Genomic DNA, 19937 nt, shown 5'->3' on the forward strand with positions numbered 1-19937 from the left:
GCCTTTTGACTGCCTAGAACAACAACTTAAAAATCATTGATCTCAAATGAGGCATTCCCATGCACACGCCCCGTATCGCGTTGGTCTGGCAAATCATGATCGGCTTGCTCGCCGGTATCGCCATTGGTGCCCTGCTGCACCGCTTTCCCGAATCCCGGCCGTGGCTGGTGGACAATCTCCTGCAACCGGCGGGCGATATCTTTATCAAGCTGATGAAAATGATCGTGGTGCCCATCGTGTTTGCCTGCATGGTGGTGGGCATTGCCGGCCACGGTGACGGCAAATCCCTGGGGCGTATCGGGGTGAAATCCCTTAGCTATTTTTTCTGCATCACCACCCTGGCGATCATCATCGGCCTGGTCATGGGTAACCTGCTCAAGCCCGGCGCCGGCACTGAACTGTCCAGCCTGCACGCGGCGAATATCACCCTGCCCACCAGCAACGGCGCCGGTCATAGCCTGGGGCAAATCATTGTCGGCATCATCCCCGACAACGTGGTCAACGCCATGGCCCAGGGCAGCCTGTTGTCGGTGCTGTTTTTTGCAGTGATGTTCGGCCTGGGCGTGGCGCGCTTGCCCGCCGAGCGCAAGGACCCGGTCATCGCGCTGTTGCGCGGCGTCAGCGACGCGATGTTCAAGGTCACCTCGATGATCATGGCCTACTCGCCCATCGGCGTGTTCGGCATGATCGCCGTGACCGTGGCCAACTTCGGCTTCAGCTCATTGCTGCCGCTGGCCAAGCTGATCATGGTCAGCTATGTGGCCATCGCGTTCTTTGTGCTGGTGGTGCTCAACCTGGTGGCGCGCGTGTGCGGGATCAACCTGTTCGCGCTGATGCGCCATATCAAGGATGAACTGGTGCTGGCCTTCTCCACCGCCAGCTCGGCGGCGGTGATGCCGCAACTGATGAAAAAACTCGAAACCTACGGCGTGCCCCCTTCACTGGTGAGCTTTGTGGTGCCGGTGGGTTACTCGTTCAACCTCGACGGCGCTTCCCTGTTCCTCGGCATCGGCACCCTGTTCGTCGCGCAGTTGTACGGCATCGACCTGAGCCTGGGCGATCAGGCCTTGCTGGTGGTGACCATGGTGCTCACCTCCAAGGGCGCGGCCGGAGTACCGGGATTCATGTTCGTGATCCTCTCGGCCACCCTGGCCAGCGCGGGTTTGCCGCTGGAAGGCATCGCGTTTATCGCCGGGGTGTATCGCCTGATGGAGATGCCGACCACGGCGCTGAATGTGCTGGGCAATGCGCTGGCGCCGTTGGTGATTGCCAAGTGGGAGGGGCGTGAGGTGCGGGCGGGGCATGAGTCTAGAGGGAGAAATGTTCCCACGCTGTAATGTGAACGCTACGAATAAAGGCGCTCCGAAGAGCGCCTTTATTCATTCCAGCCTTACTGCTCGCTGATGGATTTCACCTCGGCCTTGGCTGCACCGCCAATCGCAATGCGCTTAGGCTTGGCTTCCTCCGGTACCACCCTGAGCAGGTCGATGCTCAGCAACCCGTTGGCGAGTTGTGCGCCCTGCACTTCAATGTGGTCGACCAGGCGGAACGACAAACGGAACGCGCGCTGGGCGATGCCCTGGTGCAGGTAGGTGATGCCCTCATCGTGTTCGCGCTTGCCGCCGGCGACGGTCAACACGCCTTTTTCCACCTGGATTTCCAGGTCATCCTCCACCAGGCCTGCCGCCGCGATGACGATCCGGTAGTGATCTTCACCGTGCTTTTCGACGTTGTGAGGTGGGTAGGTGGTACCGGCCTCGCTGCGAAGCGCCGATTCAAAAAGGTCATTGAAGCGGTCAAAGCCGACGGAATGACGGAACAGTGGGGCCAACGAAAGAGTAGTAGCCATTGCAAAATCTCCTGAGTTTTCTCCAAGTGATTTGACACGCGACCCGCATTCGGCATCGCGTAAAACCTAAGTAGGTTCAGGGGTAAAAATTTCAAGCGTCATCACAAAAAAATTTATCCAGTGCGCTGATCACCTGAAGACAGGCTGGCGCGACAGGGCCCACGCCCCCTCGATCAAGTAATCACTTGATGCCACATAGCTAAACGGCAATTGCTGACTAGACTTACGGTCGCACCGCACTGGCTATGGGAATCGCTGCATGAGTGAAACAAATGCACGAGCGGGGATGTTTTCCAGCCCGTGGCGACATAGAGAGTTGTTGTTTTCCATGGTCCAGCGGGAAGTGATTGGGCGTTATCGAGGCTCCATCATGGGGCTGTTATGGTCGTTCCTTAACCCGCTATTCATGTTGCTGGTCTACACCTTCGTGTTCAGCGTGATGTTCAAGCTGCGCTGGCCCGCGGGCGACGGTTCGCGCACCGAGTTTGCGCTGCTGGTATTTGCGGGCCTGCTGGTGTTCAACGTGTTCGCCGAATGCGTGGGACGTGCGCCGGGCCTGATCATCGCCAATGCCAACTACGTCAAGAAAGTCGTGTTCCCCCTCGAGATCCTGCCGTGGGTGGTGCTGGGCGCCGTGTTGTTCCATACCCTGGCCAGCCTGGTGATCTGGCTGGCCTTCCACCTGGTATTTTTCGGCTGGCCGCCCCTGACCAGTGTGTTGCTGCCCCTGGTGTTATTACCGCTGGCGCTCTTCACACTGGGAGTCACCTGGCTATTGGCAGCGCTGGGGGTTTACCTGCGTGATGTCGGCCAGGTGGTGGGCGTGCTGACCACGGCATTGATGTTTGTCTCGGCGATTTTTTACCCGACCAGCGCATTTCCGCCAGCCTACCAGGACATCCTTCACCTCAACCCGCTCACCCTGGTGGTCGAACAGGCCCGGGACGTGCTGTTCTGGGGCGTGGTACCGGACCCTTTCACCTGGGCCTGCGGCCTGCTGGTGGCCGGGGGTATCGCCTGGCTGGGGTTCACCTGGTTCCAGAAAACCCGCAAAGGATTTGCCGATGTGCTCTGACATCGCCGTACAAACGGCCCACCTGAGTAAGAGCTATCACATCTATGACACGCCCAGGGATCGCCTGTGGCAGCTGTTGTCTCGCGGGCAAAAGCAGTTCTATCGCGAGTTCTGGGCACTGCGTGACGTGTCGCTGCAACTGTGCAAAGGTGAAACGGTAGGGATCATCGGCCGCAACGGCAGCGGCAAATCTACGCTGCTGCAACTGATCTGCGGCACGCTCAGTGCCACCTCCGGCAGCATTCACAGCCATGGCCGCGTGGCGGCGTTGCTGGAGCTGGGCTCGGGCTTCAATCACGATTTCACCGGGCGTGAAAACGTCTATATGAACGGTGCGGTATTGGGGCTCAGTCGCGCGGAGATCGATGCCCGTTTTGCCCAGATCACTGACTTCGCCAATATCGGCGACTTTATCGACCAGCCCACCAAGACCTACTCGAGCGGCATGCTGGTACGCCTGGCCTTCGCCGTCGCGGTGTGCGTGGACCCCGACATCCTGATCGTCGATGAAGCCCTGGCAGTGGGCGACGCGTCCTTCCAGTTCAAGTGCCTCAATCGGCTGGAAGCACTCACACAGCAAGGCACGACGCTGCTGTTCGTGTCCCATGACATGGGCATGGTGAAACGCTTTTGCAATCGGGTGATTTACCTGCGCGAAGGCCAGGTGCGCGCCAGTGGCTCTCCCGAAGAAATGGCCGAACTCTACCTGCTGGAGATGCGTGACGAACAGCGTCGCTGGGCCAGCGGCGGCGCGGTGGCGGTCGCCCCCAAGGCGTTCCTTGCCCAACAGGCTGGCATCGCCTTTGGCACCGATGAGGGGCATATCGTTGCGGCCTGCTTTACCAACACGGACAGCCTGTATTCGAGTTTTGTGTATGGCGAGACCATCCAACTGCGCATCGAAACCCGGGTACGCGACAGCATCGAGCTGCCGACCCTCAGCGTGACGATCCAGGAGGCGCGGCTGCTGGTGATCGGCGGTGCCAACCTGCCGCTGCACCTGGAGGCAACGCACGACGGCTGGCGCAAGGCGACGCTCAACGTCCGATTCCCCGCCAACCTTGCGGCGGGCAAGTACCACATCACACTGAAACTGATGAACGGCCACCTCGAAGAGACCGCGCAGCTCATCGAGAAGCAGGTCGCGCTGCTGGCGTTCGACACCTTGCCAGGTACCCGGGAGTTCCTTGGGTTCGTCGATCTGGGAATAGAGGCCGGTCCTGTCCCTCACACGAGTGAACCGGGGGGGCTGCAATGAGCCGAGAGTGGCAGGTCGGGATCTTTGGCACATTCGATGTCGCCAACTATGGCGACTTGCTGTTTCCCATCCTCGCTGAGGCGGAATTGACCCGGCGCCTGGGGGCGATAACGCTGCACCGTTTTTCCTATCACGGAAAAACGCCGCCCGAATGGCCGTACGAGGTCACCTCGCTGACCCGTTTGCCGGACATCGCCGGTCAGTTGGATGGAGTATTGATCGGCGGTGGTTTCATTGTGCGTTTCGACAAGCTGGTGGCCAGCGGTTATTACCCCCCGGATGCCGCCATTCACCACCCTACCGGCTACTGGCTGACACCCGCGCTGATTGCGCTGCAACATGGCATCCCGTTGATCTGGAATGCACCGGGCATGCATTGCAATGACATCCCGTCGTGGGCCGCACCACTGGTGCAACTGACCCTCGAACACAGCCCGCACATCAGGGTACGCGATGCGCTGTCCCAATCGGCCCTGGCCCAACTGTCGCCGACGGCCCAGGTCGAGGTGCTTCCCGACACGGCCTTTGGCCTGCCACGCCTGCTCGACCCTCAATCGCCTTCTGCCCCGTTCCTGGAGCTGTGCAGCAGCGCCGGCCTGACCCCCCCCTATCTGGTGGTGCATGCAATGTGGGGGTTGGACAGCTTCCTGCAGCTGTGGCGAACCCACGCCGAGCAGTTCGAGGACGTGCAACTGCTGCTGCTGCCCATAGGGCCGGTACTGGGCGATCACGAATCCGTACTGGGCGACGGCCTTGCGCGCGCGCGTTGCCTGCCCTTCTGGCCCGAGCCGCTGCTGCTGGCAGAACTGCTCGCCCATGCCGAAGGGGTGATCGGGCACAGCTACCACCTGGCGATCAGTGCACTGGCCTTTGGTGTGCCGATCTTCTGCTCGGCGGACCTGGGCACCGGCAAATACACCGCGCTGCCGAGCCATGGGCGAATATTCCAATTACGCCGGGACCAGCCGATTGATCCGCAGTGGTTTCGCGCACAGTTGGGCAAGCAGCCGGTGTCCCAGATGACCGCCAACGCGATGGTACAGATCGACGCACACTGGGACCGCGTGGCCGAGTTGATCCGCGCAGGTCGCAGGCCCACGCAGCCCGCGCTCAATCGCTACTGGCAAGCCTTGCCGGGTGTTCTCGAAGACCTGCACTCACACCTCGAAAGCCAGGCCGCCGAGCGCCAACACGAACGCGAGCAACATCAACAGGCACTGGAAACGCTGTACCGCTCCAACTCGTTCAAGCTGACGGCGCCGTTGCGCCATCTGCGCCGAACCCTGAACAAATGGCTGGGAGCCCTTCGACATGATTGACCTGAACAAACTGACGGCCCACCGCCTGCAGACCGTGCCTTTTTCCTGGGCGCAAATCGGTGCGCTCTACACCCCCGACGATGCCAAGGCGCTGGCCGAAACCTACCCGCACGACCACTTCAAGACGGTCTCCGGCTACGGCGGGGCCAAGGACTACGAATACGAGGCGCGGCAATTGATCGCCATGGGCAGCCACGAGGTGGTCAACCCACAAGCCTTGAGCCCACGATGGCTGGCACTGGCCCACAGCCTCTGTTCACCGCAGTACCGCCAGGCCATCTCCGCGCTGACCGGGGTGGACGTGACCAAGGTTCCCATGGAAGCCAACCTGTTCCACTACGGCCCCGGGGCCAACCTCGGGCCGCACCCGGACCTGGATGACAAACTGGTCACGCACATTTTGTACTTCAATCAGACCTGGGACCCTGCCGACGGCGGCTGCCTGCAGATCCTCGGTTCTGCCAGGCCCACCGATATCGTCGCGCAAGTGACACCCGAGGTCGGAAACTCGGCGATTCTGGTGCGCGCCGACAACTCCTGGCATGCGGTTTCACGGGTTGTCGAGGGTTGCCGTTCTTCCAGGCGCAGCGTGACAGTGACGTTCTACCGCCCCGGCGCTACCAGCTCGATGTGGCCGCCCAACGACCCGACACCTCTGCACACTTACGGCGAACAGCACAACACCACGTTTTCGTGAAGGACCGCACCATGGACAAGGACAATCCGGCCACGCTGGAGCGCGATGCGGCCATCAGGGAACGAGACGCGGCGCTGGCTTACATCGCCATGTTGAAAAATACCCGTTCGTGGCGGATCACCAGGCCCTTACGGGCGCTGCTGCATTGGTTGAGGTATCGGTCATCCCACACCGACGCCGACATCCCCGACTTTCTGCACGGGCAATATCTGCCGTTGCGCACGGCGTTGAAAAACCCGCTGTCGCCATCGGCGGATTTATCGCCACCAGAGGCGCGCTTCGACATTCTCTGCTTCGCCAATATCGACTGGGCCGCCCGCTTCCAGCGCCCCCAGCAGTTGATGAGCCAGTTCGCCCGTCACGGCTACCGCGTGTTCTACATCGTGCCCTCCCGCAGCGCCGAGCCTGGCCTGGCTTACAGCACCTTGGAAGTGGCGCCCGGGGTATTCGAGGTGACATTGCAGCGCGACGAGTTCGTGGACTGCTACACCCAGCGCATGTCGGAAAAACACCTGCAAACCTACGCCAAGGCAATTGATGCGCTGGCCAAGGATTGGCGCATAAAAACCGCAGTCAGTGTGGTGCACCTGGCGTTCTGGGCTGCGCTCGCGCATCGCTTGCGCGACGCCCACGGCTGGAAAATCCAGTACGACTGCATGGATGACTGGGTGGGCTTTCCGGGGATCGGCGAGACGTTGCTGGAGGAAGAACACACCCTGGTCCGAGACGCCGACCTGGTGACAGTCACCGCTGCGCTGCTGCAGGAAAAATGGGCCGCGATGAGCCGCGATTGTCGCTTGCTGCGCAATGGCGTGGATGTCGAGTTCTTCGAGCAAAATTGTGTGCCCAACCCCTTGATGGCGGAGATCCAGCGGCCGCTGATCGGCTTCTATGGAGCCCTGGCCGAATGGGTCGATTTGCCCTTGATCGCGAGCATCGCCCGGCTGCGGCCGGACTGGAACGTTGTGTTGATCGGCGACATTTTCGTCAAGGACCTGGCCGGGCTGGACCGCCTGCCCAATGTGCATCTACTCGGCAGGAAGCCCTATGCACAGATGCCGTTGTACCTCTACCACTTCAATGTCTGCCTGATCCCGTTTCGCCTGTATAACGTGACCCATGCGGTCGACCCGGTGAAGTTCTACGAATTCATCAGCGCGGGCAAACCGGTAGTGTCGGTGCCACTGGAAGAAATGCAGATCTACGCGGATTTCGTGTATTTCGCCAGCGAACCGCAGGCCTTCATCGAGCAGATCGAGCGCGCCCTGAACGAAACCGATACCCAGGCCGCTACCCGGCGCGTGGCACTCGCCAGCGCCAATGACTGGCGTCACCGCTTCGACGCCAACCTCAGTGCGCTGAAGTCCTTGCACCCGAAAGTGTCGATCGTGATCGTTACCTACAACAACGTCGAACTGACCCAGGGCTGTATCCAAAGTCTGTTGCGCAACACCACGTACCCCGATTACGAGCTGATCATTGTCGACAATGCGTCCTCGGACGACACGCGCAATTACCTGCGTTACCTGGGTCGCATCCAAGCAAACGTCACCCTGGTGCTCAATGACCGCAACCTGGGCTTCGCCGCCGCGAATAACCAGGGGCTGCGCCTGGCGACCGGGGAATACCTGGTGCTGCTCAACAACGATACGGTGGTGCCCAAGGGCTGGGTCGATCCGTTGCTGCGCCACCTGCAAGACCCGCAGATCGGCCTGGTCGGCCCGATGACCAACTCGGTAGGCAACGAAGCGAAAGTGCTCGTCGACTACGTCGGCCTCGAACACATGGAAGCCTTCGCCGATCAGCACGTCGCGCGGCATCGTGGTCGCAGCTTCGATATCAGCATGCTCGCCATGTTCTGCGTGGCCATGCGCCGCGAGGTGCTGGAACGCATCGGTTGGCTGGATGAGGCGTTCGGCATCGGCATGTTCGAAGACGATGACTATAGCCGGCGCATCCAGGCGGCCGGCCTGAGGACCGTGTGCGCCGAGGATGCCTTCATCCACCACTACGGGCAGGCGTCCTTCAAGAAGCTGATCGCCAGCGGCGAGTATCAAGCGCTGTGGGACAAGAACCAGGCGTACTTTGAAAGCAAATGGGGCACATGGACGCGCCCTGAACCGCAGCGCAAATCGGGTAGCCCTTGACCAACCAAAGGAAGACACCGTGCTCAAGCGAATCATGAACAAACTCAACGGTAAGCGCGAAGGGATCGGCGCCGACAAGCAAGTCACGGCGGATCACTGGTCAGAAAACATGGCCGGCTCCGACGCCTTTTCTGCGGATGTCTATTGGCTGGCGGTACCGACCGTGCAACGCCGTCATCAGCACAAGGCAACGGCGGGCAGCGGCCATCCGGGCTGGGTGCAGTACTGCCTGAAGGAGTTTCTCGGCAACCCGGCGCCAGGCACACGGATGCTGAGCATCGGCTGCGGCACCGGCACCCTGGAGCGCGAACTCTACAGGCTCAAGGCGTTCGAGCACTGTGACGGAGTGGATATAGCGCCTGCCGCCCTCGAGGTGGCCAGAGCCGAGGCGCTGGCGATGGGCGCGTCGACGATCCAGTACGCCCTGTGTGATATCGAACGCACTGACCTGCCGGGCAATCACTACGACGCGGTCTGGTTCAATGGCTCACTGCACCATATCCGCGAGCTGGAAGTGGTCTGCCAGCGGGTTCGCCATAGCCTGAAACCCGGCGGCTGGCTGTTTTTCAATGAATATGTCGGGGCCAATCACTTTGCCTTTGATGCCCAGCAACGCGCGGCCATCAGCCATGCGTTCGGCTTGATTCCCGCGCATTTGCGCCGCTCATTCGTGAAGGGTTCGTATGGCCAGGTTCAACAGGTCGTGCCACTGCCCGACCCCGCCGAGGTGGTGAAAGTCGATCCATCGGAAGCCGTGCGTTCGGCAGATATTCTGCAGGTGGTACAGGAGTACTTTGATGTGCGTGCGCTGAACCTCTGCGGCGGTTCGCTGCTGCAGTTTCTGCTGCACGGCATCGCCGGCAACTTCACCCCCGACAACCCGCAGTCCCTCAGGGTACTGCAGATGTTGTTCGACATCGAAGACGGGCTGATCGAGTCGGGCACGTTGAAAAGCGACTTTGTGGTGGTCGCCGCATCGCCGAAAACGTCCGGATGAGGTCGCCTCGCCCATGCTGATCGAGCGGCGCCCGTCTGGCCGGCAACGCTGGCGCGCGATGTATCACCGGCTGCCGTTGCCGGCCAGCGCGAAAAAACTCCTGGCAGTCATCTACCGACGTGCACTGCTGCCCGCTGTGCGCGCACTGCGCGGCGTCCTGCAACCGATGAAAACCTTCGCCAGCCCGTCGTCGGCGCCTCAGCCACAACAGGCCGGTCTGGCGGATTACATTATCTGGGGGGCTATCGATTGGGATTTGCGCCACCAGCGCCCGCAACAACTGGCCCAGGCGCTGAGCGCCACCGGGCGGCGGGTCATCTACGTATCGGCCTCGTTGATACACGCCCCCCAGGCCGGTTTTGAACTCGAGTCGCTGGACCAGACCCAGCGGTTGTTCCAGGTCAAGCTGTTTGCCTGGGGTGCACCGCTTATCTACGCCGCAGCGCCTGACGCCGCACAGGTTCGGCAGCTGTGCCGCAGTATTGGCGAGGTACTCCTGTGGGCCGGCTCCGCCCGGGTGATTTCACTGGTGCAGCACCCTTTCTGGTGTGACATTGCCGGTGAATTACCCAACAGTCGATTGATCTACGATTGCATGGACCATCATCAAGGCTTCGGCGACAACGCCCCGGGTATCCTGCACCTGGAGCAACGGCTGGTGCGCAACGCCGACGTTCGGCTGTTCACCTCCGACTGGTTGGCCGAGCAATGGCCGGCCCAGGCCAATGAAACCCGCGCCATCCTGCGCAATGCCGCCGACTTTACCCGGTTCTGCACCCCACCTGCCTCGATCTACCGGGATCGCTTGCAACGCATGGTGATTGGCTACTACGGCGCCATTGCACACTGGTTCGACCAGGCGCTCGTCGCCCGCATCGCCGAGGCGTTTCCACAGCATGTGGTGCTGCTGATCGGCGCCGATACGGTGGGCGCGCAGGCGCAATTGCGTGGCTATGCGAACATAGAATTCATCGGCGAAGTGCCCTATGCCACCCTGCCCTACTACCTGCATGGCTTCGACGTGTGCATTGTGCCGTTTCATATCACGGCACTGACGCTCGCCACCAACCCGGTCAAGGTCTACGAATACCTGAGTGCCGGAAAACCGGTGGTCTCGGTCGACTTGCCGGAGATGCAGCAATTCGGCTCGCAGGTTCAGGTTGGCCGCGACGGCCCGGCGTTCATTGCCGCAGTCACGCGGGCACTGCTGACATCGACTGCCGAACAGATTGCCCAGCGTCAGGCGTTCGCTGCCCGACAAACCTGGACACACCGCGCCGATGCGCTCATCACCCTGGCCGAACGCCGCGACCACGCGGCACGCATCAGCGTGATCGTCGTGACCTACAACAACCTGGCGCTGACGCGGGCGTGCCTGGACAGCCTCGAGCACGACAGCGAGGGGCCTGAACTGGAAATCATCGTGGTGGACAACGCGTCCAGTGACGGCACCGCTGAATTTCTCTCGCAATGGGCGGCCGACAGCGGCCAGACGATCGTACTCAACACCGACAACCGCGGTTTCGCCGCCGCGAACAACCAGGGCCTGGCGATCGCCAACGGTGAGTACCTGGTGCTGCTCAATAACGACACGCAGGTCACCAGCGGCTGGGCGAGTACCTTGCGCCGGCATTTACAACGCAATCCCGAGCTTGGCCTGATTGGCCCGGTGACCAACAACATCGGTAACCAGGCCAGGATCGACATCGACTACGCCGACCTCGCAGGCATGCCACAAGCGGCTCGGCGCTTTACCTGCCGCCACCTTGGCGAGGTGGTCCGGCTGCCGACCCTGGCGTTCTTCTGCGTGATGATGCCGCGCAGCACCTACACGCGAATCGGCCCGCTCGACGAAGTCTACGGCCGTGGTTTCTTCGAGGATGACGACTACTGCCGACGGGTCGAACACGCGGTCCTGGTGAACGCTTGCGCCCGCGATGTGTTTATCCATCACCAGCTTTCGGCATCGTTCGCGCTCATGAACCGGGATGAACGCCAAGCACTGTTCGAGCGCAACAAGGCGATCTATGAAGCCAAGTGGGGCCCGTGGGTGCCCCATGAACATGAGTAACTAAAGCTGGTCGTCTTGTGACAATAAAAATCCCCTGGGCGCGAAGCCAAGATCCCGGGCAGCCTCGGTATGCTCGAACACCAGGTCCTGGTTCATGCGCTGCGCCATCGCCGCCGACCAATGGCGGTAGCGCGGCAGCATTCGCAACAGCAACAGGGTCATCCGGAAGCCCCAGAGCGGCACTGTGAGTAAACGCGGGCGGCGGTTCTGCGCCGTGAATACGCGGGTGACCATCTCTCGATAGGGCAGCGTTTCTGCGCCGCTGAGGTTGTAGGCATGACGGCACACCTGGGGTGCCTGCAACGCACGCACGCAGGCGCTCGCCACATCCTCGGCATGCACGGGTTGACGCAGTCCCATCGCGCCGCCCAACAGCGGAAAAAAGCCGAAGCGGCGAATAAAACGCGCAATCTCGGTGATGTTTTTGTCGCGGCCCGGGTCGTAGATCAAGGTCGGGCGCAGGATGCACCAGTGCACCCCATGGTCCTGCGCCCATTGCTCAACACGTGCTTCGGCGTCGCCCAGCAGGCTGGCGAGACGCCGCTCTGCGGGGTCGACGGAGTGGCTTTTGCTAAAGCGACTGGTGGAAGACAGGGCCACGACTTTGCGCGCGCCACAGGCCTGCAACAACCCAAAATGCTGCTGCAGCGCCCAAATCGGTGCCACACAGATCCAGTAGGGAATGGGCTCGGCATACTCGCTTACACCCGGTTCAGGAAGCTGTTGCCAACTGACCGTGTCACTGTCATCCCCGTACTGTGGCTGCCGGGAAAAAGCGACGACCTTAAACTGTTCGCGCGCAAGCACCGCAAGCAGACAGTGGCCTACCAGGCTGCTGGCTCCCAGCACACCGACCGTGACCTCAGACATACCCACGGATCTCATTCTGGTAAGCCAGGCTGCCGGCGCACGAGCCGCTGTCCACCACAATCACGTGTAGAACGTCTTCCCCGAGGGCCGACGCCACGCACTCGCCGATCAGCTTGCCGACGTTGTAGTTAACGACGCTTACGTCGCAGCTATGGATGAAGCGTGGCAGCATCAAAACGCGCCTCCCATGAGTGTTGCCATGCAAATGCACGGGCTTCGTCCGCATTGCGCTCACACTGCAAGGCGGCCTCGGCCAGCTCGGAAATATCGCTGTGCGAGTGACTGATAAAAACCCCGGGCAGCCCTGAACGGCCGTGCATCTCGCCGAAATCCGTCGAGATCACTGGCAATGCCAGGCCACGGTATTCGTAGTACTTGATCGGATCGACCGACGCGGTGAGCCGGGTCTTTTTGAAAGGAATCAAGCCCACATCGAACTCGGCCATGGCAGCCAACGCCGCGCCATGATTACCGGGGGGTAACAACACAACGTTGCTCGGCAAGCGCCCGGGCGCGTCGCCGAAGACCGGCCCCATCAAACGAATTTCATCGTTGGGCCTGGCTTCAGCCAAAGCCGCCACCCAGGCCCAGTCAAACCAGGTGGCCAAGGTACCCACGTAGCCAAAAATCTTTCGACTTGATGACGTCGGCGCCCACCTTACCGCTGAGATCGCCGACAAGTCCAGGCCGTTCAGCACCAGGCATACCTCATTGCGATAACGCCGCCACTGCGTATCAAGCGTCGAACTCGATGTCCATATGACGTCCACGCGCTGGGCAATCAGCCGCTCACGGTGCGCCAGGGCCCACCTCGAGAGGCCGGTATAAAACGCCGGAAAATCGTCCATCGCGTCATACAAGGACGAGCAGTGACGAAGCCGCTGCAACAACAGATATGCCAGGACCGAGGGCTTGCCGACCACGAGCAAGGCTGGGGAGGCGTGAGTGAATTGATCAATCCGCCTCAATGCATGCCGCCAGCAAAACCGGTTCACCCAGCCCGAGCCAGGTAGAGGTTCTATCGGTAGACCGCCAGGCTTGATCAGCGTGAGCCATGGCGGCGGGCCACTGGATGGACTGGGTTGCGCGCAGGGCGCAGCCGCCTTGAGATCGCTCCACCTGGGCAGCCGCGTGGGATAAGGATCGACCCAGAGCACCGACGCCCCTGTGCGGCTGTGCACCCAATCGACAAACTTGTGCGGCCGCTGGGCGAAGCTGTGCCAGGGCAACGGCGAGAGAAATACCAGGCGCGTCAAGAAAAGTGCTCGTGCAGGACCTTCACGATACGCCCGGCAGCCTGCCCATCGCCGTAGGGCGAAACACCTCGCACCATGCCACGGTAGGCCGATTCATCGTCAAGCAGGCGCTGTGCCTGCTCGATGATGCGTTCATAGTTGGCGCCCACCAGCTTGACGCTGCCCTGCTCCACCGCCTCAGGGCGCTCGGTTTCATCACGCATGACCAGCACCGGCTTACCCAGCGCCGGTGCCTCTTCCTGGACACCTCCTGAGTCGGTCAGGATGAAATACGCAGCTTTCATGGCGGCAATGAACGCCGCGTAACCCAGCGGCGCGCACAGCCTGAAGTTCGGCATGCCTGCCAGACACGCCTGGGCGACGTCCTGGATCTTCGGGTTCGGGTGCACAGGGTAAAGAAACTGAACCTCAGGATTGTTCTCGGCAAGGGTGCGCAACGCTCGGCAGATGCCGAGAAACGGCGCGCCAAAATGCTCCCTACGATGGGCCGTCACCAGCACCAGGCGCTTGCTCGGATCCAGATCAAGGCCGATCTCCACCTCACTGGCGGCTGTCGTGAGCAGGGCATCGATCACCGTGTTGCCCGTAACGAAAACATCCGCACTGGCTACATCCTCTTTGAGCAGGTTTTGCCTAGCGCTTTGCGTCGGCGCAAAGTGCCAACGCACTAATTTACTGGTAATGATCCGGTTGGCTTCCTCGGGAAATGGATGCTGCAGATCCCACGTACGCAGGCCAGCTTCAATATGCCCCACCGGTATGCGCCGGTAAAAGCAGGCCAGGGCACAGGCCATCACGGTCGTGGTATCGCCTTGTACCAGAACAGCATCGGGCCGTTCTTCGAGAAGGACAACATCCAATTTGAGCAATAACTGCCCTGTCAGAGTGGCCAAGGCCTGATTGGGTCGCATGACGTCCAGGTCGATGTCGGGCTCAATGCCGAAAAACGCCAGGACCTGATCCAGCATACCGCGATGTTGTGCCGTGGCGACGACACGCACATCGGCCCAACGTTGTTGTTTCAAGGCCAGAATGACGGGGGCCATTTTGATAGCTTCGGGACGTGTCCCGACCACGCAAAGAATTTTTTTTACCGACACATCAAGCCTATTTCCCTATCCGATAAATGGCTGAAACGCTCAGGCGTTCAATGCCCACGCTCACGCACATTCCGCTGTGCTGTTTTGAGGCTGTGATGGTTTAAATGCGGACTGCCGGACATCGAGATGTGCCACGCCGAGACAGGTTCGTTCCGGCTTTCAACACCGATACCGCAGCATAGACACAGACTGCAATACTTGCTCGGCGGATGGACTAAAGGACGATCTGGTCCTGAGAAATTCCCGCAAATCTACGCGAGAGAATGAGCGCACCGGTTCATGCCTGATGCGGTTGCTCTGGAAATGACGTGACCGAGCTGTCGTTCGAGCCTGAAGACCGGCCAGATACAGTGCATAGCAGGCCAGCGCGGCTATCGGTTTTTTTTGGCCGCGTATGTGAAAACGTCTGCTCAGGCCTGGCTGATATCCAGCAATCGAGGCATGGCAATCGCCAGATAGTCCTGCGTATCGAGCACCATCGACGCATCCAGCCGCCCCGCGTTGAAGGCTATTTCGGCGTAGCCTGTGGTCAAGGCCGGATCGACGATCAATTGAATCCGCTCATCGAAAACAAACGGAGGGATGGCGCCGATCCGACACCCGGTCAGTTCCATGGCGGTTTCGGCCTTCACCAGCTCGGCTTTTTTCCCGCCCAGGGCCGCTCCGACTTTCTTCATGTCCAGCTTCTGGTCGCCCGGCAGTATCACCAGCGCATAGGGGCCGGCCTGGCCCTTGAGGGCGCAAAGCATCGCCTTCGCGCCTTGGCCGGGCTCGGTGCCACGGATTTCGGCGACGCGCGCCGACTGGCCCTCGGCATCGTGCATCAACACCCGGTAAGAGGCTGAGCGGGCATCGAGTAATGCCACGAGGCGATCGAACATGGGATGCATGGAGTTTTCCTCTGGTTTACAGGAGGTCGTAGGACAGCTTGCTGATCAGAATCACCAGCAACACCAGGAATAGAGCCCGGACAAAGGGCACGCCTTTATGAACCGCCAGCCAGGTGCCGGTGAGCGCGCCCAGGATGTTGAATGCCGCCATGGGGATTGCGATCAGGTAGAGCACGTTACCCGTCGGAATGAAGAATATCAGTGCCGCTACGTTGGTCGCGATGTTGACTAGCTTGGCCGATGCCGAGGCATGAAGAAAGTCGAAGGCGAAGCAGCGGATAAACAGGAAGATCAGGAAGCTGCCAGTGCCGGGACCGAACAGACCGTCGTAGAAACCGATGGCGCCGCCGATGACGATCGCCAGCAGTTTTTCCTTGGTACCGATGCGCATGGGTTTGTGCAGGGCGCCGAAATCTTTTTTCCAGAAGGTGTAGATCGCCATCAGCACAATCAACACCAGCACCGCCGGCCGGATCATCGACTGGGGTACGAACGACACCGTGGCGGCTCCGAAGAAGGCCATGACAAAGGCCGCGCAGGCGGCGGGGATCACAAGTCCCCAGTCGATCACCACCTTGCGCACGAAGGACCGGGCCGCGAATGCGGTGCCGCAGGCGGCCGCGATCTTATTGGTCCCCAGCAGCGCCGCCGGTTGAGCGGTGGGTAGCACGTTGAATAGCGCGGGAATCTGGATCAGTCCGCCGCCGCCCACCGCCGCATCGATCAGGCCGGCGGCGAAGGCGAACACGCAAAGGATGACAATATCGACCATGAAATCAGGCTCTGACTATGTAGGGTTGATGAGGGTCCAGCGGTACCACGCGTGCCGGATCATTGACCCCGAAGACACGCAACATCCAGCGATCACGGCCGTCGTAGCGGGGGGTAAAACCATCCCGGGCATGCAGGGTTTGCTGGTTCTTGAAGATCAGCATGTCCCCCGGTTGCAGCATGATGTGGTGCACGACATCGGGATGATTGGCGGCGGCGGCAAACAGCTGGAGGGCAAACTGCGCAGGGGCGCAGGTCGCTTCGACACTCGCTTTGTTGTAGCGGCAATACAGGCCATCGGTTGCGCTTCTGTAGAGCAAGGGGACGTTTTCCAGCACATTCCCCTGTTTGCCGAAGGAAGCCGGTCGGCGAACGGTAAAGTTCGGTCGTGACAGTTCTTCTTCGACGTAGGCCGGCAGAATGGCCAGCACCTCGTCAATGGCGACGATGCGCGTCGGCACGTCGAGCTCGCAGCGCAGGCCGGTCAGGGACAGGTACTCCGGACAGGCCGACAACTGCGAGATAGGTTCGCAGGTCAAAGGCAGGTGAGGGTTGTCGACATGCATGTCCAGATCCGCGCGCGAGCCATAGGAGCTCTTTTCGGTCTCCCGCTTGCGCTTGGGCGATACGTGACGGAACACGGAGTCGGTGCTTTCACCCTCGTACGCCAGCGGACGGGTTTGCAGAGTGTGCAGCACGGACAAAATAGCCCCGGCCAGAATCGACAGGTTCTCGATACCCGGCTCCAGGTCATAGGGCGTGGCGGGCAGTTGCGGGTCCAGCGGCAGCCCCCTGACGATCATCGCCACGTCACGGGCCTGTGGAAAATTGCGCAGCTGTTGGATTTTCTCGGTGCCCAGGACACTTTCCAGCAACCGCCCCAGGACCGGCATGCGGCGGATACCCGAGGCGCTATCGGTCACGTCCAGCGACGCCAGCCCGGCCTGAAGTGTGCGTTGTTCTTCCAGCGACAGATGAATTTGCGGTATCTCCCGTCGGGTCGAAGTCGCTGATTTTTTTTCCAGCCTTTCATGAATGACTTCATCAATACACGCTGCGGCTTTCCCGATTACTTCATCCAGCTTCGACACGTCCTTGCGCTCCTGTTTGCACCATCCTTGTGGGTTGAACGGGAAGGTTAACGGAAGGGCCTTTTTTGTGTTGCAATGCCGCGTTGTGAAAAATGCAATGAGGTGGAAAGTGGCATTGAATATGTTGGGGGAACTTGAAGCCTTCGCGACCGTGGCTCGCAAGCGCAGCTTCGTCGCCGCGGCACGGACGCTGGGGCGCTCCCCCAGTGCACTGACCCGTGCCGTTCAAGCCCTGGAGGAAAGTGTGGGGCTCAAGTTGTTCAATCGCTCGTCCAATGCCGTGAGCTTGACCGAAGCGGGCGAATGCTTATTGCCCCACGCGTACAAAATGCTCGATCTGCAACGTGAGGTGGATGAAGACCTGGCCGGCCTCAGCGGCCTGGCCTCCGGCTGGATCCGTTTTTCCGCCCCCGAGGTTCTCGGACACGGGGTATTGCCCCGGTTGATCGCGCAATACTGCGAGCGTTATCCAGACGTTAACATCGATGTGATCTTCACCGATGAGATCATCGACCCGGCCAAGAGCAAGCTGGACTTCTCGATTCGCGGTGCGTTTCCACAATCCAGCGACTTGATCGGCTTTGCGCTGTGGAGTTACTCACGTTACCTGTATGCCAGCCCCGGCTACCTGGAGCGCAACGGCATGCCCGACTCCATCGAGGCACTGGAGGCGCATTCGTTGATCCTGCATACGGCGCCGCGGATTCTCAAGGAGTGGAATTTTCGCAGTGAGGAGCAGGCCATCAGCTTTCGGGTTCATCCAAAATTTCGGTTCAGCTCCGGCCTGGCGGTATTCCAGGCAGCCCTGGCGGGCGTCGGGATCGCCCGCCTGGCGGATTGGATGGCGGAACCCGAAGTGGAAACTGGGCGCCTGCTCCGGGTGTGTCCTGAGTACAAGCTCACCTCCAGCAGCGGTGAGAGCCCACAGATGCACGCGGTATACCCGGCCGGAAACTTGCCACTGCGGGTGAAGGCATTGATGGAGATGATCCGTGGCTTAGGTGAAAGCCTCGAATGTAAACGCGGCTCAGCACCTCTATGAAGTCGGCCCTCGAGTCGCTGTGAGGGGGATTCATTCAAGCATTCTGAATCGCCCCGGCACCATAGACATCTCCAGCCTGCCAGGCTACGTTCATTAATGAGGCGTCATGGGAGGAAGGTAAAGGGTGTAGGCGCTGACCTTAGACTCCTTGTTCAAACGCTATATTGGGCTCCACTCTAAGTGCTCCCGCGGGCAAGCAAAGCGTGTGTTACTCGGCGATTCAGCCATCCAATTTGGTCATGCCAAAATCACAATGGAAGTCACGGAGCAACTGAGTGACTGGCTCTCCCATCGAGCTCACACCAATGCAGTTGCAATCTTTCTGGAACGCCAGGCAAATCCCAGCACCATCAGCAGCCCTAGCCCCGCCACTGCCGCTCCAGCCAGGGAAATCGCCGGATAACCTAGCCCTGCATTGATCACCGCACCGCCCAGTGCCGCACCAATCGCATTGCCGAAGTTAAACGCACCGATGTTCACCGCCGAGGCCAGATTAGGCGCGTCCTTGGCAGCTTCCATGACGCGCATCTGTAGCGGCGGCACCAAGGCGAAACTGGCGATACCCCATATCAGGATGGCAACGGCCGCCGGCAGCGGCCAACGCATCAGTACCGTAAACGCCAGCAACACGAGAATCAGTACGCTCAGCGAAACGATCAGTGTGCGATCTATCGAGCGGTCGGCGGCCTTGCCGCCCCACATGTTGCCCAGTGTCAGGCCCACACCGAACAGAACCAGCATGGCGGTTATGTAGGCGGTGGACGCGTGGGTCTCGCTGCTAAGGATCGGCGCGATGTAGGTGAAGACGGTAAACATTGCGCCCGAGCCGACTACCGTGAGCGCCAACGCGCCCAGCACCGGGCCACGGCCCAGTACCCGAATTTCGGCCATTACACCGACGCCTGGCGGCGCCTTCAGGTTGGGCAGGGCGAACCACAACGCGGCCATGGCGACCACGCCGAGGCCGGTAATGCCCCAGAATGCAGTGCGCCAACCGAACATTTCGCCAAACCAGGCGGCCAGCGGCACACCACCAATGGTCGCCAGGGTGAGGCCCATAAACATTGCCGCGACCGCTCCGGCACGTTTCTCTGGGGCGACCACGCTGGCAGCAACGATAGAGCCAACGCCAAAGAACGCACCGTGGTTCAGTGAGGTCACCACCCTGGCGATCATGAGGCTGTAGTAATCGGTCGCCAGGGCTGACATCAGATTACCCAGGGTGAAAATCGCCATGAGTCCGATCAGCAGAGAGCGCCGGGGAATCCTGCCGGTAGTCAGGGTCATCAGCGGCGCGCCGAGCAGTACACCCAGGGCGTAAGCACTGACCAACAGGCCCGCGGCGGGAATAGAAACACCGAGATCCGCAGCGATGCCCGGCAACATACCCATGGGGGCGAACTCGGTAACACCGATGCCAAAGGCACCTATGGCAAGTGCGACAAGTGGTGGATTGATACGCATGGAAGGCTCCTTATCTATGCCGCCAATGCTACGATCCAGC

The 19937-nt window shown here is 60.7% G+C and carries 18 protein-coding genes; 9 read left to right on the top strand and 9 right to left on the bottom strand.

Features of this window, described 5'->3' with window-relative positions; all coding sequences use genetic code 11:
* Positions 1-59 precede the first annotated feature (59 nt).
* Positions 60-1337, top strand: coding sequence for a cation:dicarboxylase symporter family transporter (locus J3D60_RS11875; protein ID WP_092355028.1), 1278 nt, complete (start codon positions 60-62; stop codon positions 1335-1337).
* A 53-nt stretch (positions 1338-1390) separates the two neighbouring features.
* On the opposite strand, the gene J3D60_RS11880 is transcribed toward J3D60_RS11875, so the two are convergent.
* On the bottom strand, positions 1391-1849 hold the full coding sequence (locus tag J3D60_RS11880; RefSeq protein WP_027603994.1) for an Hsp20 family protein: 459 nt from the start codon (positions 1847-1849) through the stop codon (positions 1391-1393).
* Positions 1850-2108: 259 nt separating this feature from the next.
* Here J3D60_RS11880 and J3D60_RS11885 point away from each other — a divergent pair, with 259 nt between their 5' ends.
* The 7 genes from J3D60_RS11885 to J3D60_RS11915 are packed head-to-tail and all read left to right on the top strand — an operon-like array spanning position 2109 to position 11413.
* Positions 2109-2924 (top strand): ABC transporter permease, encoded by an 816-nt coding sequence (locus J3D60_RS11885; RefSeq protein WP_065940455.1) that lies wholly within the window; start codon positions 2109-2111, stop codon positions 2922-2924.
* Positions 2914-4182 (top strand): ABC transporter ATP-binding protein, encoded by a 1269-nt coding sequence (locus J3D60_RS11890; protein WP_253491552.1) that lies wholly within the window; start codon positions 2914-2916, stop codon positions 4180-4182. The genes J3D60_RS11885 and J3D60_RS11890 overlap by 11 nt, the downstream gene beginning before the upstream one ends.
* Positions 4179-5501, top strand: coding sequence for a polysaccharide pyruvyl transferase family protein (locus J3D60_RS11895; RefSeq protein ID WP_253491553.1), 1323 nt, complete (start codon positions 4179-4181; stop codon positions 5499-5501). Before J3D60_RS11890 ends, J3D60_RS11895 begins: the two co-directional genes overlap by 4 nt.
* Positions 5494-6198, top strand: coding sequence for a 2OG-Fe(II) oxygenase (locus tag J3D60_RS11900; protein ID WP_065940458.1), 705 nt, complete (start codon positions 5494-5496; stop codon positions 6196-6198). The genes J3D60_RS11895 and J3D60_RS11900 overlap by 8 nt, the downstream gene beginning before the upstream one ends.
* An 11-nt stretch (positions 6199-6209) precedes the next feature.
* Positions 6210-8345 carry a glycosyltransferase gene (locus tag J3D60_RS11905; protein ID WP_253491554.1) on the top strand — a complete coding sequence of 712 codons (2136 nt, stop codon included), beginning with the start codon at positions 6210-6212 and terminating at the stop codon, positions 8343-8345.
* A 19-nt stretch (positions 8346-8364) separates the two neighbouring features.
* Positions 8365-9342, top strand: a complete 978-nt coding sequence (locus tag J3D60_RS11910) for a class I SAM-dependent methyltransferase (protein WP_253491555.1) — start codon at positions 8365-8367, stop codon at positions 9340-9342.
* A gap of 13 nt (positions 9343-9355) precedes the next feature.
* A complete protein-coding gene (locus J3D60_RS11915) occupies positions 9356-11413 on the top strand; it encodes a glycosyltransferase (RefSeq protein WP_253491556.1) in 2058 nt (685 codons plus the stop codon).
* On the opposite strand, the gene J3D60_RS11920 is transcribed toward J3D60_RS11915, so the two are convergent.
* The 7 genes from J3D60_RS11920 to J3D60_RS11950 form a co-directional block, all read right to left on the bottom strand.
* A complete protein-coding gene (locus tag J3D60_RS11920) occupies positions 11414-12283 on the bottom strand; it encodes an NAD(P)-dependent oxidoreductase (protein WP_253491557.1) in 870 nt (289 codons plus the stop codon). It lies immediately after the preceding gene.
* Complete coding sequence (locus J3D60_RS11925) at positions 12276-12455, bottom strand: glycosyltransferase (RefSeq protein ID WP_253491559.1); 180 nt, start codon at positions 12453-12455, stop codon at positions 12276-12278. Before J3D60_RS11925 ends, J3D60_RS11920 begins: the two co-directional genes overlap by 8 nt.
* Positions 12433-13539, bottom strand: coding sequence for a glycosyl transferase (locus J3D60_RS11930; RefSeq protein WP_253491561.1), 1107 nt, complete (start codon positions 13537-13539; stop codon positions 12433-12435). Before J3D60_RS11930 ends, J3D60_RS11925 begins: the two co-directional genes overlap by 23 nt.
* Complete coding sequence (gene wecB / locus J3D60_RS11935; RefSeq protein ID WP_367399669.1) at positions 13536-14639, bottom strand: non-hydrolyzing UDP-N-acetylglucosamine 2-epimerase; 1104 nt, start codon at positions 14637-14639, stop codon at positions 13536-13538. Before wecB ends, J3D60_RS11930 begins: the two co-directional genes overlap by 4 nt.
* Before the next feature lie 410 nt (positions 14640-15049).
* Entirely contained in the window at positions 15050-15529 is a 480-nt protein-coding gene (locus J3D60_RS11940; protein ID WP_027603983.1) for a YbaK/prolyl-tRNA synthetase associated domain-containing protein, read from the bottom strand.
* Between the two features lie 16 nt (positions 15530-15545).
* Positions 15546-16301, bottom strand: coding sequence for a TSUP family transporter (locus tag J3D60_RS11945; protein ID WP_253491563.1), 756 nt, complete (start codon positions 16299-16301; stop codon positions 15546-15548).
* A 4-nt stretch (positions 16302-16305) separates the two neighbouring features.
* A complete protein-coding gene (locus tag J3D60_RS11950) occupies positions 16306-17391 on the bottom strand; it encodes a TauD/TfdA family dioxygenase (protein WP_253491565.1) in 1086 nt (361 codons plus the stop codon).
* A 109-nt stretch (positions 17392-17500) separates the two neighbouring features.
* On the opposite strand from J3D60_RS11950, the gene J3D60_RS11955 reads away from it, so the two are divergent.
* Positions 17501-18433, top strand: a complete 933-nt coding sequence (locus J3D60_RS11955; protein WP_027603980.1) for a LysR family transcriptional regulator — start codon at positions 17501-17503, stop codon at positions 18431-18433.
* A 297-nt stretch (positions 18434-18730) separates the two neighbouring features.
* On the opposite strand, the gene J3D60_RS11960 is transcribed toward J3D60_RS11955, so the two are convergent.
* Positions 18731-19897 carry an MFS transporter gene (locus J3D60_RS11960; RefSeq protein ID WP_141155647.1) on the bottom strand — a complete coding sequence of 389 codons (1167 nt, stop codon included), beginning with the start codon at positions 19895-19897 and terminating at the stop codon, positions 18731-18733.
* Between the last annotated feature and the right edge of the window lie 40 nt (positions 19898-19937).

This window comes from Pseudomonas sp. S3E17 (genome assembly GCF_024168685.1).
GTDB classification, from domain to species: domain Bacteria; phylum Pseudomonadota; class Gammaproteobacteria; order Pseudomonadales; family Pseudomonadaceae; genus Aquipseudomonas; species Aquipseudomonas marginalis.

Coding starts and splice junctions, on each gene's coding strand:
- J3D60_RS11875 (WP_092355028.1), top strand. CDS start 60: ATGCACACGCCCCGTATCGCGTTGGTCTGGCAAATCATGATCGGCTTG.
- J3D60_RS11880 (WP_027603994.1), bottom strand. CDS start 1,849: ATGGCTACTACTCTTTCGTTGGCCCCACTGTTCCGTCATTCCGTCGGC.
- J3D60_RS11885 (WP_065940455.1), top strand. CDS start 2,109: ATGAGTGAAACAAATGCACGAGCGGGGATGTTTTCCAGCCCGTGGCGA.
- J3D60_RS11890 (WP_253491552.1), top strand. CDS start 2,914: ATGTGCTCTGACATCGCCGTACAAACGGCCCACCTGAGTAAGAGCTAT.
- J3D60_RS11895 (WP_253491553.1), top strand. CDS start 4,179: ATGAGCCGAGAGTGGCAGGTCGGGATCTTTGGCACATTCGATGTCGCC.
- J3D60_RS11900 (WP_065940458.1), top strand. CDS start 5,494: ATGATTGACCTGAACAAACTGACGGCCCACCGCCTGCAGACCGTGCCT.
- J3D60_RS11905 (WP_253491554.1), top strand. CDS start 6,210: ATGGACAAGGACAATCCGGCCACGCTGGAGCGCGATGCGGCCATCAGG.
- J3D60_RS11915 (WP_253491556.1), top strand. CDS start 9,356: ATGCTGATCGAGCGGCGCCCGTCTGGCCGGCAACGCTGGCGCGCGATG.
- J3D60_RS11920 (WP_253491557.1), bottom strand. CDS start 12,283: ATGTCTGAGGTCACGGTCGGTGTGCTGGGAGCCAGCAGCCTGGTAGGC.
- J3D60_RS11925 (WP_253491559.1), bottom strand. CDS start 12,455: ATGCTGCCACGCTTCATCCATAGCTGCGACGTAAGCGTCGTTAACTAC.
- J3D60_RS11940 (WP_027603983.1), bottom strand. CDS start 15,529: ATGCATCCCATGTTCGATCGCCTCGTGGCATTACTCGATGCCCGCTCA.
- J3D60_RS11945 (WP_253491563.1), bottom strand. CDS start 16,301: ATGGTCGATATTGTCATCCTTTGCGTGTTCGCCTTCGCCGCCGGCCTG.
- J3D60_RS11960 (WP_141155647.1), bottom strand. CDS start 19,897: ATGCGTATCAATCCACCACTTGTCGCACTTGCCATAGGTGCCTTTGGC.